The sequence below is a fragment of the Allobosea sp. P4_E12 genome (genome assembly GCF_056401655.1).
This window is the reverse complement of sequence record NZ_JBFUIY010000003.1, coordinates 34,263-48,409: the sequence shown is the minus strand read 5'-3', so window position 1 is coordinate 48,409 and position 14,147 is coordinate 34,263. Positions and strand designations below refer to the sequence as shown.

The 14,147-nt window shown below is 66.0% G+C and carries 12 protein-coding genes; 11 read left to right on the top strand and 1 reads right to left on the bottom strand.

Going from position 1 to position 14,147, the window contains the following annotated elements:
- Nucleotides 1-84 precede the first annotated feature (84 nt).
- From AC1DW9_RS04025 to AC1DW9_RS03975, 11 genes are all read left to right on the top strand, one after another.
- Nucleotides 85-1,653: an ABC transporter substrate-binding protein gene (locus tag AC1DW9_RS04025; RefSeq protein ID WP_476775954.1), complete on the top strand. Its 1,569-nt coding sequence runs from the start codon at nt 85-87 to the stop codon at nt 1,651-1,653.
- Nucleotides 1,654-1,664: 11 nt separating this feature from the next.
- Entirely contained in the window at nt 1,665-2,600 is a 936-nt protein-coding gene (locus AC1DW9_RS04020; RefSeq protein ID WP_476775953.1) for an ABC transporter permease, read from the top strand.
- The gene (locus AC1DW9_RS04015; RefSeq protein WP_476775952.1) at nt 2,593-3,558 is read left to right on the top strand and encodes an ABC transporter permease; all 966 of its coding nucleotides are present in this window, start codon (nt 2,593-2,595) and stop codon (nt 3,556-3,558) included. The genes AC1DW9_RS04020 and AC1DW9_RS04015 overlap by 8 nt, the downstream gene beginning before the upstream one ends.
- A gap of 64 nt (nt 3,559-3,622) precedes the next feature.
- The gene (locus AC1DW9_RS04010) at nt 3,623-4,504 is read left to right on the top strand and encodes an ABC transporter ATP-binding protein (protein ID WP_476775951.1); all 882 of its coding nucleotides are present in this window, start codon (nt 3,623-3,625) and stop codon (nt 4,502-4,504) included.
- Between the two features lies 1 nt (nt 4,505).
- Nucleotides 4,506-5,498, top strand: a complete 993-nt coding sequence (locus tag AC1DW9_RS04005) for an ABC transporter ATP-binding protein (RefSeq protein WP_476775950.1) — start codon at nt 4,506-4,508, stop codon at nt 5,496-5,498.
- Complete coding sequence (locus AC1DW9_RS04000; protein ID WP_441491333.1) at nt 5,495-7,603, top strand: hydantoinase/oxoprolinase family protein; 2,109 nt, start codon at nt 5,495-5,497, stop codon at nt 7,601-7,603. Before AC1DW9_RS04005 ends, AC1DW9_RS04000 begins: the two co-directional genes overlap by 4 nt.
- Nucleotides 7,604-7,607: 4 nt before the next feature.
- Nucleotides 7,608-9,467 (top strand): hydantoinase B/oxoprolinase family protein, encoded by a 1,860-nt coding sequence (locus AC1DW9_RS03995; protein ID WP_476775949.1) that lies wholly within the window; start codon nt 7,608-7,610, stop codon nt 9,465-9,467.
- Nucleotides 9,464-10,675 (top strand): alanine racemase, encoded by a 1,212-nt coding sequence (gene alr / locus AC1DW9_RS03990; RefSeq protein WP_476775948.1) that lies wholly within the window; start codon nt 9,464-9,466, stop codon nt 10,673-10,675. Before AC1DW9_RS03995 ends, alr begins: the two co-directional genes overlap by 4 nt.
- A gap of 1 nt (nt 10,676) precedes the next feature.
- A complete protein-coding gene (locus AC1DW9_RS03985) occupies nt 10,677-11,726 on the top strand; it encodes a LacI family DNA-binding transcriptional regulator (RefSeq protein WP_476776027.1) in 1,050 nt (349 codons plus the stop codon).
- A 66-nt stretch (nt 11,727-11,792) separates the two neighbouring features.
- Nucleotides 11,793-12,728 (top strand): pyridoxal-phosphate dependent enzyme, encoded by a 936-nt coding sequence (locus AC1DW9_RS03980; protein ID WP_476775947.1) that lies wholly within the window; start codon nt 11,793-11,795, stop codon nt 12,726-12,728.
- A 65-nt stretch (nt 12,729-12,793) separates the two neighbouring features.
- Complete coding sequence (locus AC1DW9_RS03975) at nt 12,794-13,345, top strand: cysteine hydrolase family protein (protein WP_476775946.1); 552 nt, start codon at nt 12,794-12,796, stop codon at nt 13,343-13,345.
- A gap of 219 nt (nt 13,346-13,564) precedes the next feature.
- Here the strand turns inward: AC1DW9_RS03975 and AC1DW9_RS03970 are convergent, their stop codons facing one another.
- Nucleotides 13,565-14,101 (bottom strand): hypothetical protein, encoded by a 537-nt coding sequence (locus AC1DW9_RS03970; protein WP_476775945.1) that lies wholly within the window; start codon nt 14,099-14,101, stop codon nt 13,565-13,567.
- Nucleotides 14,102-14,147 lie beyond the last annotated feature (46 nt).

Below are 14,147 nucleotides of genomic sequence, written 5' to 3'. Positions count from 1 at the left end.
CCCGCGAGGTAGGCCACTTGACAAGGAAGATTCTTGGTGAAACGTTTCCACTAATGATGGAAACGTTTCCACGAGGGAATTGCCATGATTTATGACTCTCTCGATCGCCGTGCTTTCCTCCGGGGCGGGGCGGCAGCCGTTGGCGGGCTGGGGCTGCCATTCCCGGCGCAGGCGGCGGATGAGCGATCCCTGGTCGTGGCTATCCCTTCGAACCCGTCGACCTTCGATCCGATCAACCAGGGCAACCACGATGCCATGGTGGTCAATCAGCTCATCTTCGAGAATCTGATCGAGATCGACGGGGAGGGGCGGCGGCGGCCACTGCTTGCAAAGTCGCTGCCCGCGATCTCCGAAGACCGGACCGAATACATCTTCGAGCTGCGGGACGACGTCGCGTTTCAGAACGGACAGCCCTTCACGGCCGAGGACGTGAAGTACAGCTACGACTATATTCTCGACCCGGCCAACAAGGCGCTGCGGCGCTCGGTCTGGACGAATATCGAATCCGTCGAGATCCTGGCGCGCCACAAGGTGCGCTTCAAGATGAAGGCGCCGTTCCGGCCCTTCCTCGACTACATGACCAAATACATGGGTATCTTTCCGGCCGGGAGCCGCGAGAAATACGGCAACGAGATCTTCCAGCAGAGGCCTGAGGGCCTGGGAACCGGGCCCGGCATCTTCGTCTCCGCGCGGTCCAACGATGTCGTCGAGTTCCGCCGCAACCCGAATTACTGGCGCAAGGATCTCCCGGGCTGGGACCGGTTGCGCGTGCGGATCGTCTCCGAGGAGGCGGCCCGCATCGCGTCGCTGATGTCGAAATCGGTCCACATCATCGGGGCGCCGCCGGTCCGCGACTATCTGCGACTGCGGCAGGCCAAGGCGCAGGGCATCACCGGGGCGAGCCGTCCGGCGCTCGGCAGCATGATGCTGATGATCCACAACACCCGAAAGCCACCGTTCGACGACCCCGATTTCCGCAAGGCGGTTTCGCTGGCGACCGATCGCAAGACCATCGCCGAGAAGATCTTCAACGGTCTGGTCGAGCCCTCGGCTGTGCCCGCTCCCGCCTCGGCCTGGTGGTACAATGCCAAGGCGGCTGAAGACCTGGCCTTCAACCTGGAAAGAGCGAAGGCTCATCTCGCCAAATCCCGTTATGCGTCCGGGGCCGAATTCGAGTTGCTCTATTCGTCGCAGGGTTATCTGCTGGACGTCGCGGACGCGGCCCTCTTCATCCAGGCATCGCTGGCCCGGCTCGGAATCAAGGTCAAACTCCAGCCGCTCGAGACCGGCCAACTCATCGAGCAGGTTTTTGGCGGCAACCAGACCTCCGCGCTCATGGCGGTCATCGGTCCCTCCGATCCCACCTTCATCATTCAGGGCATCTATACACCGAACCAGGTGATGACGCGCAGCTCCGGCTACAGCAACGAGCGGCTCAATACGCTTCTGACCGAGAGCTTCCGTGTCGACGACGAAAAGTCTCTGGGACCGATCCTGGCCGATATGCAGGCGATCCTGGCGGCGGACTCGCCGTCGACCTGGATCGGAGCCGTCCACAGCTTCAACCTCTGGCGCAGCAATGTGCAGGGCTTCGAGCCGAATACCGGGATCACGCTGCGCCTGACCGACGCGGCCGTGGCCGATCTCCGCTGAGGCGAGAAACCATGTGGTTTGCCAGTCGCATTCTCAGCAGTCTTGCCGTGCTCGTCGTGGTCAGCGCGCTCCTCTTCGCGCTCACGCGGCTGACCCCGCTCTCGCCGGCGCGGATCGTGCTCGGCACGGACGCCACCGTCGAGCAGATCCATGAGTTCGAGCGCGATCGCGGTCTCGACCGCGCTTTGCCCGCCCAATACGCAGCATGGGTTGCGCAGCTTCCCCGCTCGGGCTTCGGCACCTCCTATATCACCGGCCGTTCGATCGACCTCGAGCTGCGCGAGAGCCTGCCGGTCACAGTCGAACTGGTGGTCGCGACCTTTCTCCTGACGCTGGCCGGCGCGATTCCGCTCGGCCTGGTCGCCGGGCTGACGGAAGACCGCTGGCCGGACCACCTGATCAGGGTGCTATCCCTGATGGCGGTGTCGGTCCCGGGATTCTGGCTCGCCCTGATCCTGATCCGCGTCTTTGCCGTCAGGCTGGGCTGGGTGCCGCCGATCGGGATCACGCCGCTCTCGGAAGGCTGGCACGCYCATCTCACCTCCCTGGTGCTGCCGGCCCTGTCGATCGCGCTCTACTATATCGGTGCGCTCAGCCGCCTGATGCGCGCCTCCGTCATCGAGATCCTGGGCCAGGACTACGTCCGCACCGCGCATGCTCTCGGCTTGAGACGCAGTCTGGTCGCGCGCTACGTGGTGAAGAACGCACTTCCACCCTTCGTCAGCGTCGCCGGCATGTCGTTCGGCTACATGTTCGGCTGGGCGATCATCATCGAGCTGGTCTTCAACATACCGGGTCTTTCGCGGGCCCTGCTGACCGCCATCACGCAACGCGACTATCCGATGATCCAGGCCACCGTTCTGGTCGTCACGGTGATGTTCATCCTCTCAAATCTCGCTGCTGATCTTGTCCAGCGGCTGATCAACCCGAGGCTGAGACATGCTTGACGCCGCGCGTTCGACAGCATCTCCGCCCGTGGCAGCGGCCGCCGGCATCCGCGCCGTGCCCCGGCTGTCCGGGCTCACCGGCACGATGCGCCGCCTTGCTCAGACGCGCATCGGCCTGGTCGGGTTGGTCATCGTCGGCTTCGTCGTCCTGGCTGCGCTTCTCGCCCCCTGGCTCCCTCTGCACGATCCCCTCGATCTGATGATGGAGCATCGGCTGGAGCCTCCGGGTCCGTCATTCCTGCTGGGCACGGACGAGGTCGGCCGCGATATCCTCGCCCGGCTCGTCTGGGGCGCGCGTGGATCCCTGATGATCGGTGTACTGACCGTCGCGATCGGCCTCTCCGGCGGGCTCTTGGTCGGTATCCTCTCCGGGTATTACAGCGGCACGCTCGTCGAGACCGTCCTGCTCGGCCTGATGGATATCTTCGCGGCGATCCCGCTGCTCGTCTGGGCGATCGCGATCGTCGGAATCTTCGGCACCGGGTCGGTGCAGCTGGGGCCGCTCGTGCTCCCCAACGAAGCCAAGATCATTCTCCTCGTCGGCTTGCTGTTCATCCCCGGGCTGGCGCGCGTCGCCCATGGCCTGGCCCTGGCCGAGGCCAGGGCGGATTACGTCGCAGCGCGGCGCCTGCAGGGCGCGGGGTCCTGGTCCATCATGGCCAGCGATATCCTGCCCAACATCCTCTCGCCGATCTTCGTCCAGGCGAGCGTGCTGATCGGCATCGGCATCATCATCGAAGCCTCGCTCAGCTTCATCGGTCTCGGCGTGCAGCCACCGACCCCGAGCTGGGGCGGAATGCTGGCCGATGCGCGCTCGCTCGCCTTCTCCGACGAATGGTGGGTCGCGACCTGGCCGGGCCTGGCGATCTTCCTCACCGTGATCGGCTTCAACCTGGTCGGCGACGCCCTGCGGACGGTGCTCGATCCCCGGCGGCGTGATGGGGGACCGGCACTATGAGCGCGCCCATGCTGTCCCTGAATGACCTGTCCATCGCTTTGGTCAGGGCGCCGCGGCCCGGACGGTGGTTCACGGCGTCACCCTCCAGGTGCGGGCCGGCGAAAAACTCGCGATCGTCGGCGAGTCGGGCTCGGGCAAGAGCGTCACCGCGCTGGCGATCATGCACCTGCTTGGGCGCTCGGGCCGGGTCGTGGGGGGCGCGATGAGCCTCGAAGGGCAGGACATCACGGCCATTCCCGAGAGCGCGTGTCGCGATCTGCGTGGCCGCAAGGTGGCCATGATCTTCCAGGATCCGATGACCGCCCTCAATCCCGCCTTCACGATCGGCCGGCAACTCGTCGACGCCATTCGCAGCCATGACGATCCGGGCCCCGGGGCGGCCTGGTCGGAGGCCGAACAGCTCCTCGGCAAGGTCGGTATCGACGATCCGCGCCGCCGGAGCGGCCAATATCCCCATGAGCTCAGCGGCGGCATGCGCCAGCGCGTGCTGATCGCGATGGCCATCGCCTGCCGGCCGCGCCTGCTGATCGCAGACGAGCCGACGACGGCGCTCGACGTCACCGTTCAGGCCCAGGTGGTTGCGCTGCTGCGCGACATCAGCGCGACATTCGGGATCACCCTGCTGTTCATCTCGCATAATCTCGATCTGGTCGCGGAGTTCTGTGACCAGATCGCGGTGATGTATCGCGGCCGGATCGTCGAATCCGGCAGCACGGAGGCGATCTTCACGTCTCCGCGTCACCCCTACACGCGTCTCCTGCTGGACTCCGTGCCAAGGCCAGGCCGCCCGCTGCGCGCCGCTGAGCCCGGTCGCCTGACCGGGAACCCCGGCGAAGGCGCCTGCGATTTCCTGCTGCGCTGCCCTCTGGCTGACACGGACTGCAACTTGCGGCCGAGCCTGCGGGGTGAGGGCGGCCATGTCAGCGCCTGCTGGCGGAGCGCCTGAGATGAGCCAAGCCGAAACAGTCCCGCCGCCGCTCCTTGCCGCCGCAGGCGCAAGCCGGCGCTACCCCCTGGCGCGTTCGGCGCTGGCGCGCCTGCTCGACCGGAGGACGACGTCGGCTCTGCTCGGGGCGAGCTTCGACGTCCGGGCCGGCGACGTGCTCGGCATCGTCGGCGAAAGCGGCAGCGGCAAGTCGACGCTCGCGCGGCTTCTCGTCGGGCTCGACCGCCCGAGCAGCGGTCAGGTCTCGTTCGAAGGACGCGATCTTGCGAGCTTTGCGGCCGCGGACTGGCAGCGTTTCCGAAACCGCGTGCAGTTCGTCTTCCAGGGCGCTCACACGGCCTTGAACCCGCGCAAGACCGTCGCGCGCAGCCTGAGCGAAGCCTTCGGCGGGCCGCTCGCGCCGGGAGCGCTCGATGCCCTGCTGGCGCAGGTCAGTCTCGGGCCGGAACTGCTCGATCGGCTGCCGCATCAGCTATCGGGCGGCCAGAAGCAGCGGATCGGGATCGCCCGCGCGCTCGCCCGACAGCCGGAGGTGTTGATCGCCGACGAGCCGACATCGGCTCTCGACGTCTCCGTGCAGAACGAGATCATTGCGCTGCTTCAGCAGCTGCATCGCGACAGGCACCTGACGCTGGTGATCATCAGCCACGATCTCGGGCTCGTCGGGGCGTTCTGCGACCGCGTGCTGGTGATGCATGCCGGCCGTATCGTCGAAATGGGTCCTGCCGCAGAGATTCTGGCGGCGCCGGCGCATCCCTATACGCAGCGCCTGGTCGCCGCCATTCCGCGCGGGCTCGCCGGGCGCAATCGCCCGGCCGAACCGCCACTGCCCGAAGCGGCCCGCCATGGCGGCTGCCCCTTCGAACCCCGTTGCAGCAACCGGATTCCGATCTGTGCGCAAAGCGAGCCACCCGAGGTTCACCTCGGCGATCGGCTCGTCCGTTGTCACGCAGCGCCCATCTCGGTCCAAAACCTAGCGGAGACCAACCTATGACAGCGCGCTCGTTTCGAGTGGGTGCCGATATCGGCGGCACCTTCACGGATATCACCTTCCTGGAGAACGGTCAGACGGTCCATTCGTTCAAACGACCGTCGACGCCCGACGACTACAGCCGCGGCATCGTCGAGGGCGTGCTTGCGTTGCTGGCTCGCATCGGCGGCAAGCCGACCGAGATCGAGGAGGTCGTGCACGCCACGACCGTGGCAACCAACGCGATCCTGGAGGGCAAGGGCGCCACGACCGCGCTGCTGACGACGCGCGGATTCCGCGACGTCCTCGAGCTCGGCCGGCTGCGCATGCCCGAGCTCTACAATCTGAATTACGAGAAGCCGACGCCGCTGGTGCCGCGCCATCGGCGCTACGAGATTGCCGAGCGCATGGGAGCCCATGGCGACATCGTCCTGCCCCTGGACGAGGACAGCGTCGTCGAGGCGGCGCGCAGCATCGCGGCGAGCGACACACGCGCGGTCGCGGTCAGTTTCCTGCACGCTTATGCCAACCCGCAGCACGAGCGGCGGGCCTGCGAGATTCTCGCCGGGATGCTCGGCCCCGAGGTCTTCGTCAGCTGCTCCAGCGATGTCCTGCCGGAGATCCGCGAATACGAGCGTACGAGCACGGTGGTGGTCAACGCCTATCTCGGGCCCGTCGTGCGCTCCTATCTGCGTGCCCTGTCGACGCGGCTGCGCGACGCCGGCATTCACGCACCGCTGCAGGTCATGCAGTCGAGCGGAGGGGTGATGAGTGCCTTGTCCGCGAGCGAGAAGCCGGCCTGCATCATCGAGTCCGGTCCCGCTGCCGGCGTCATCGCCGCCGCCCGCATCGGCGCGGCGGGAAGTTCGAACGATATCATCACGATCGACATGGGCGGGACGACCGCCAAGGCCGCGATCATCGAGCAGGGCCAGCCCGCGCGCACGACGGAGTACGAGGTCGGGGCCGGGATCAACATATCGAGCAAGCTGATCAAGGGCGGTGGGCACGCGGTGAAGCTGCCCTTCATCGACGTCTCCGAGATCGGCGCCGGCGGCGGCAGCATCATCCGGGTCGATGCCGGCGGCCTGATCCAGGTCGGTCCCGACAGTGCCGGCGCCGTCCCGGGCCCGGCCTGCTACGGCACGGGCGGAACCCGCCCGACGCTGACCGACGCGCTCGTCGTGCTCGGCTACATCAATCCGGAATACATCGCCGGCGGCGCCGTGCGCCTCGATGCGGAGCGCTCGCGGCGTGCGATCAGCGAGCAGGTCTGCGCCCCCACGGGGCTCGACCTCGAGACGGCCGCCCATGGCGTCTACGCCATCGCGGCCTCGACGATGATGCGAGCCGTCAAGGCGGTCTCGACCTATCGCGGCCGCGATCCGCGCGACTTCACCCTCTTCGCCTTCGGCGGCAACGGTCCGGCGGTGGCCGCCGAGATCGCGCGTCTCCTCGACATGAAGCGTGTCGTCGTCCCGTCCCATCCCGGCGTCTTCAGCGCGCTTGGCCTGCTCTACTCGACGACCGAGCACGACCTGATGCAGACCTATTTCTGCGCGCTTGAGGCGATCGATTCCGACAGGCTCGATACGGCCTACCGCAAGCTCGAGACCAGCATGTTCGCCGGCCTCGAGGCCGATGGCTTCACCAGAGCGGACATCGAAATCGACCGCCTTGCCGACCTGCGTTACGCCGGGCAGGCCTATGAGCTGACGATCGGGCTGACAGACCGTCCGGGCGACCCCATCGACATCGCCGCCATGGGCGCGGCCTTCCACCGTGAGCACAAGCAGACCTATGGCCATGCATCGACGAGCGATCCGCTCGAGATCGTCAATATCCGCGTGACCGGCCGTCCCCGCAGCGACAGGACCGACGCCTATCGGCCGTCAGCCCCGGACGCGCGAACGGGGGTGGCGGGTTCTCCGTCGATGCGGACCTGCTGGTTCGGGCAGGACTGGGGGCACCTGGAGACGCCGATCATCACGCGTCTCGACCTCGCGGCCGGCGACCGGGAAAGCCCGCTGATCGTCGAGGAATACGACGCCACCTGCGTGGTTCCTCCTGGCTGGACGGCGGGTCTCGACGAATTGGGCAATCTCGTACTCACAGCCTCGGAAAGGTGACGTCATGCTCGCCCCTCATAGTGCCCCCCATTCTGCCCCCGAAATGTCGCGCTCCGATCCGGTGACCCTGGAGATCGTCAAGAACGCGCTCGCCTCCATCGCCGACGAGATGGCGCTGGTCATCCTGCGCAGCGCCTATTCGCCGATCGTCCGGGACTCGATGGACTACTCGACGGCGCTCTGCGATCGAAACGGCCTGATCATCGCCCAGGGCCTGACCAATCCGGTGCATCTCGGCTCGTTCCCGAGTGTGATGGTCAACATCCTGAAACGCTTCGGCGGGACGATGCAGCCGGGCGACGGCTACATCACCAACGACCCCTACGGTGCCGGCGGCATGCATCTGCCGGACGTCTATCTGGTCAAGCCCGTGTTCCACGCCGGCCATGTCGAAGGCTTCGTTGCGAGCCTCGTCCACCACACTGATCTCGGGGGCATGGCGCCGGGCAGCATGGCCCTGCATGCCACCGAGATCTTCCAGGAAGGATTGCGGATCCCGCTCATCAAGGTGATGCAGGAAGACCGGATGGACGAGAACCTCCTGGCTTTCCTGGAGGTCAATTCCCGCGTTCCGGAACAGGTTCTGGGCGATCTTCGGGCCCAGATCGCCGCCTGCGCCGCCGCCGAACGCGGCTTCGGCAAGGTGCTCGAAAAATACGGCGCGCCGGCCATGCGCGGAATGCTGGCGGAACTGCACGATTACGCGGAAAAGCTCGTCCGCGACGAGATCCGCGCGATGCCTGACGGCGTCTATGAGGCCGAGGATTTCATCGACGGCCTCGGCGAGGGCGGCGGGCCGATCCGCTTCAAGGTCACGATCACGGTTGCGGGCGACGAGCTTGAGATCGACTGGACGGGGACCAGCGGGGAGGTGCCGGGCGCCATCAACGGACCCGTGGCGATCACCTATTCGGTCGCCTATGCCGCCTTGCGCTGCGCCGTCCAGGCGGCGGTTCCAAACTGCGAGGGTTATACGCGGCCGGTTCGGGTCGTGGCTCCGCTCGGCACCATCGTCAACCCGCGTCCGCCGGCGGCCTGCGCAGCCCGCGGCGTCATGGCCTATCGGATGCTCGATGTGCTGTTCAATGCGTTTGCCCAGATCGTGCCGGACCGGATGCCTGCCGCCGGCGAAGGCGGGCCCTCCGCCGTGTCGCTCAGCGGCATCCACGAGGGGAAGACCTGGCTGATCACCGATGGCATTCTCGGAAGCTGGGGCGGCCGGGCCACGAAGGACGGGGTCGACGGTATCGCCAACCCCGGCGCGAACCTCTCGAACATGCCGATCGAACTGATCGAGGCGCGCTATCCCTTGCGGATCGAGAGCTATGGTCTCGTTGCCAATTCAGGCGGTGCCGGCCGCCGCCGTGGCGGCATGGCGATCACGCGCTCGTACCGTATCCTCGGGGATGACGCGCAGCTGACAATCCGTTCCGACCGGCGCGCGCATCTGCCGCCGGGCCTCTTCGGCGGATGTCCGGGCTCTCCATCGCTCAATATCATCGATCGGAACGGCACGACTGAACTGCTCCCGGTGATGCCGATGCGGACGCTCGCTCTCAGCAAGGGCGATCTCTTCACCCATGTCGCCCCGGGTGGGGCAGGCAATGGCGATCCGCTCGAGCGTGACCCGGACCATGTCGCAGCCGATGTCCGCGACGGCCGCTTCACCAGGGAGTTCGCCCGCGACGTCTATGGTGTCGTCACCGGAGCGAACGGTCGCGCAGACCGGGTCGCAACGGACATTCGTCGCGATGGCCTGGCGTCCGATTTGCCGAAACTGGCGGAAGCGCAGCTCCGTCTCTTCATGGAAGGGGATCAGGGCCGGGCGGCGCTGAGCCCGGAATATGAGGGAGAGCTGGCATGACGGCGCAAGTCGCACTCTCGGCAATCGATCCGGGCCACAACCGGACCGATTGCCGCCGGCACGATCTCGCCCGGCTCCTGCGCCCAAGCTGGGCGGAGCTCGATTTCGGTGCATTGAGCCGGAATGTCGCGGCAACGCGCAGTCTGGTCGGACGGGATGTTCGCATCTACTTCGTCTGCAAGGGCGACGGCTTCGGCTTTGGCGCCGCCGCGGTCGCGAAGGCCGCGGAACGGGCCGGCGTCGACGGCTTTTGCGCCGGCAGCCCTGACGAAGTCGTTTCGATCCGCAGCACCGGCACGACGCTTCCCGTCCTGTTGTTCGCGTCGACCACGCCGGGCGATCTGCCGGCCGCCGCCAGGCTCGGCGCCACGGTCACGGTCCAGAGCATGGCCGATATGGACGCGGTGCTGACGGCTGGCGAGCGGATCGAGGTCTTTGTCGAGGTCGATTGCGGACTTGGCCGCTACGGCCTGCGCCCCGAGCAATGGCCCGGCGTGCTGCAGCGCCTTCGTGCTGCCGATCATGTCAGGGTGCGCGGCCTGTACTCGCATCTCAGCACGCCCGATGATCCCGATATCAGCAGGCGCCAGGCAGAGCTCTTCCGGCAGGCGGCAGCCGATGCTGCGGCAGCCGGCCACGACGATCTCATCCTCATGCTGGCGTCGAGCCGGGTGGTGCTGGCCTATCCCGACATGCTCTTCAATGCGGTCGACCCCGGGCGCCTGATCTATGGCGGCGGGCTTGACGAGAACTGGATGGAGAGCGGCGGCCTCTCGCCTCTGCTCACCGCCGTGAAATCCCGGATCATCCAGGTCCAGGAGCATCCTCCGGGAACGGTGCTGGGGATCGGCTATGGCGCGCCGATCGCCATCGAACGCGGCATGCGGACCGCGGTCGCGCCGATCGGCTTCTGGGATGGGCTGAACCATGTTCCGCCGCTCGGCGAGGTTCTGATCCACGGCCGGCGCTGCCCCGTGCTCGGGCGCCGGACCTTTCAGCATTCGGTCATCGACGTGACGGGGATCTCCGAGGTCGCGCCCGGCGATGAGGTCGTGGTCCTGGGGCGGCAGGGCACCGACGAGATCTCGATCCATGATCTCGCGGAGGCGATCGGCATCACGGTCATCGAACTGGTCCCGCGGCTCGCGCGCTCCTTGCCGCACGTGTATGTCGGCCAGGGGCAGGAGAGGGACGGTTGGCGTGGCTAAGATGGGGACGAGGCAGTCGGCGGACGAGCCCAGGCCGATCACGATCAAGGACGTCGCGAGCCGGGCCGGTGTCGGGCTCGGCACCGCTTCACGGGTTCTCAATGGCAACGAGAATGTCGCGCCTCATTTGCGCGAGCAGGTTTTCAAAGCCGTCCAGGACCTGGGCTATCACCCCAATTCCGTGGCGCGCTCCATGCGGCTCGGAAAAAGCTACGCCGTCGGCTGCCTCGTCACGGATATCCGCCAGCCCATAGCGGCTGAAATGATCGCCGCCGCGGAAAATACCCTGCGTCGCGCCGGCTACACGCTGATCGTTGCCAGCACGCATTTCGACGACAGCCGCGAGGCCGAGATCCTGTCGCTGCTGCAGAACCGCGTCGTCGACGGCATGCTCCTGGCGGTCAATCGCGACAATGATCCGGAGACGGCGCGGCGGCTTACCGCCATCTCGATTCCAATGGTGCTCTGGGAGCGCAGCCCCGATGGCGGTTTCGATACCGTCCTGACGGAGCATCGCGTCGGCGCCCGCAGGGCAACCGAGCATCTGCTCGCGCTGGGGCATCGCGAGATCGCGCTCGTCGCCGGCCACCTCGACACCTGGGTCGGGCGGGAGCAGCGGGCCGGTTTCGATGCGGCGTTCGCAGACCGGGGGCTGGAGCCGCCGGCAGGTCGTATCTTCGAGGTGGGCGCATTCGGAGCCCGCAAGCTTGAGGCCCTATGCCGTGGCGAGCGGCCGATCACGGCGATCATCGCCAATATCGACGAGATCCCCGGTATCCTGCATTTCTGCGCGAAACGCGGCCTCGTGCTGCCGCGCGACATGTCGATCGTGTCGATCGGTGACGCCAGTATCCTGGAAGTCATGACGCCATCGATCACGGCCGTGCGCGGCAACGGCACGAAAGTAGCCCAGCTCGCAGCCACGCTTCTGCTGAAGAAAATGTCCGACAAGCAGCCGGAAACGGCATCGGAGCGCTTATCCGTCGGCATGCAACTCAAGGTCCGGCATTCCACGGCGCCTTTGAACGATGGCGGCGGCGAGCATGTTTAGCGTCCGCAAAATCGTTGCTGATCACTGATCGATCGTCTCGGCTCCACGGTGGTGGAGAGGAAAGTCATGATGTCCCTCCATGTCAGAACACCGACACACCACTCGTCTGCTCTCTCCCGGGCGAGCGGGCGAAGGGTGTGGCTGAAGCTTGAATCCCTTCAGCCCTCGGGGTCCTTCAAGCTCCGCGGAATTGGCCTTGCGTGTCAGGACCATGCCAGGCGCGGCGTGAAACGCTTCGTCAGCTCGTCTGGCGGCAATGCCGGGATCGCCGTCGCCTATGCCGGGCGTGAGCTCGACATCCCCGTCACGGTTGTCGTCCCCGAGACGACATCGCCAAGAGCCTGTCGCCTGATCTCGGACATGAAGGCCGATGTCCTGATCCACGGTGCGTCCTGGCAGGAGGCAAACGAGCGCGCGCTTGCGATGCTGGGTGAGAGCGATGCGTTCATCCACCCCTTCGACGACCCGGTGGTGTGGCGGGGGCACTCGACGATCATCGATGAGGTGGTCGAGGATGGAGTGCAGCCCGACCTCGTCGTTCTCTCCGTCGGCGGCGGCGGATTGCTCAGTGGCGTCATCGAAGGCTTGCAGCGCCACACGCTGAACTGTCCCGTTCTTGCGGTGGAGACGACGGGCGCGTCCTCCTTTGCCCAGTCGGTTGCCCGGGGCGAGCGCATCGTTCTGCCAGCGATCGAGAGCATCGCCACCTCGCTCGGTGCGCGCCAGGTCTCGGAGCATGCCTTTGCTCTTCTTGCACAGCATCGCATCGACTGCGCCGTGGTCTCGGATCTTCAGGCGGTGGAGGCGTGCCTGCGGTTCCTGGACGACCATCGCATCCTCGTCGAACCGGCATGCGGGGCGAGCATCGCCACGCTCTACCAGAATGTCGCGGAACTCGCCGATTACCAGAACATCCTGGTCATCGTCTGCGGCGGGGCGACATCGACGGTGGAGCAATTGACTGTATGGCGCCACAGTCTCTCATCAGAAAGTGAAATCTAGGACGAGGCCTGTGTTTCCGCAGCGCGTGTCAAACAACGCTTGAAATTCAACTTGGGGTGATTGTGATGTCGGTCGATATTCGGGGCGAATACATCGAGAGAGCGGCCCTCGTCGTCATGCATTATCAGGTCGACGTGTTCGAGATCCTGTTCGGAGAGAAGCCATCGCCCTTGCTGGATCGGTGCAACGCACTGATCCGGCGCTGGCGCGCCACGGGCCGGCCGGTGCTGTTCCCGAATTTTTCGCTGGGCGCAGACTATGAACATGCCCCGCCGGGAACCAACCGCCAGATCACGCCCTATCTCCCGAGCGGACGATTTCGCACCGGTCTGCCCGTCGCGGGCCTCGCGATCGAGCCGGGTGACCTCGTCTATGCCTGTCCGCGCGCCAGCGTCTTCCACGGCACGTCACTCGACGCCGACCTTCGCACGCGCGGTGTCAGCACGCTCGTCATGGCCGGGATCAGCACCACCGGCGTGGTCCTGTCCAGCGTCGCCTGGGCCTGTGATGCGGATTACGATCTGCGTCTGGTCCAGGACTGCTGCTTTGATCCGGATCAGGAGGCCCATGACGCCCTGTTCCGCTCCGGGTTCGGCGGACGCGTCCTGGTCCTGTGAGGCGGAATGCAGCTTGACCTGCGGCGGGACGCTGGGCCGTTCGAAGGACGCGGAGGGAGGGGCCGACGCGCAGGATCACAGGCAGCGTCGTCATGCCGACAATCCCAACTGGCGCGCCCTGTGCCCGGATTTCGCGGGGAAGGGAACCGCGAGCGGACACCGCAAGACCCCGGTAGAGTGTGCCAGGCTTGGCGGATGCTGACAGGCGTTGCCTGTCTGTCAGCGGGGCGGCTTGTCGGACTCCGAGGATGCCGATGGCGTTAGCTGCGGACTGGCCGCCTTGGCGATGGTGCCGGGGTCCGGAACGGCCTCGGCCATCGCAATGGCGTCGCTCTCGATCGAGGCGGCGAGGCGGCGGTAATCGTCGAAGTTGAACATCGCGCAGCGCCCGTCCTGGGACCACTGGGTGATCACCTCCCAGACGAGATCGTACTCCTCGCAGACGCTGCGAAACCGTAGATCCTGCATTCGTGCGAAGCGATTGCGGAACGCAGGAATCTTAAGCATGAGACGGGCAAGCCCGCGTTCTTGAGCCGACATGGTACGCCCCTCGTGAACCCACCAGAAGACATAGGCAAGGAACGCATAGGCAAGGGCGGAAGGCGGCAGCGATATCGAGTGTCGCAATTTCTGCTGGGAATACTGACACGAAGCGACATCCGCTTCAAATATACTTTCAAGTGACGTCGACCATTTGTGTATGGGATGCGGGATCGTAGTTAAGGCAGGTTTGCCGGATTCGCAGAGAGTCGCCACCGGGTTTCCGATGCTGCATTCAAAGCAACGATTTGGACCGGCTGCG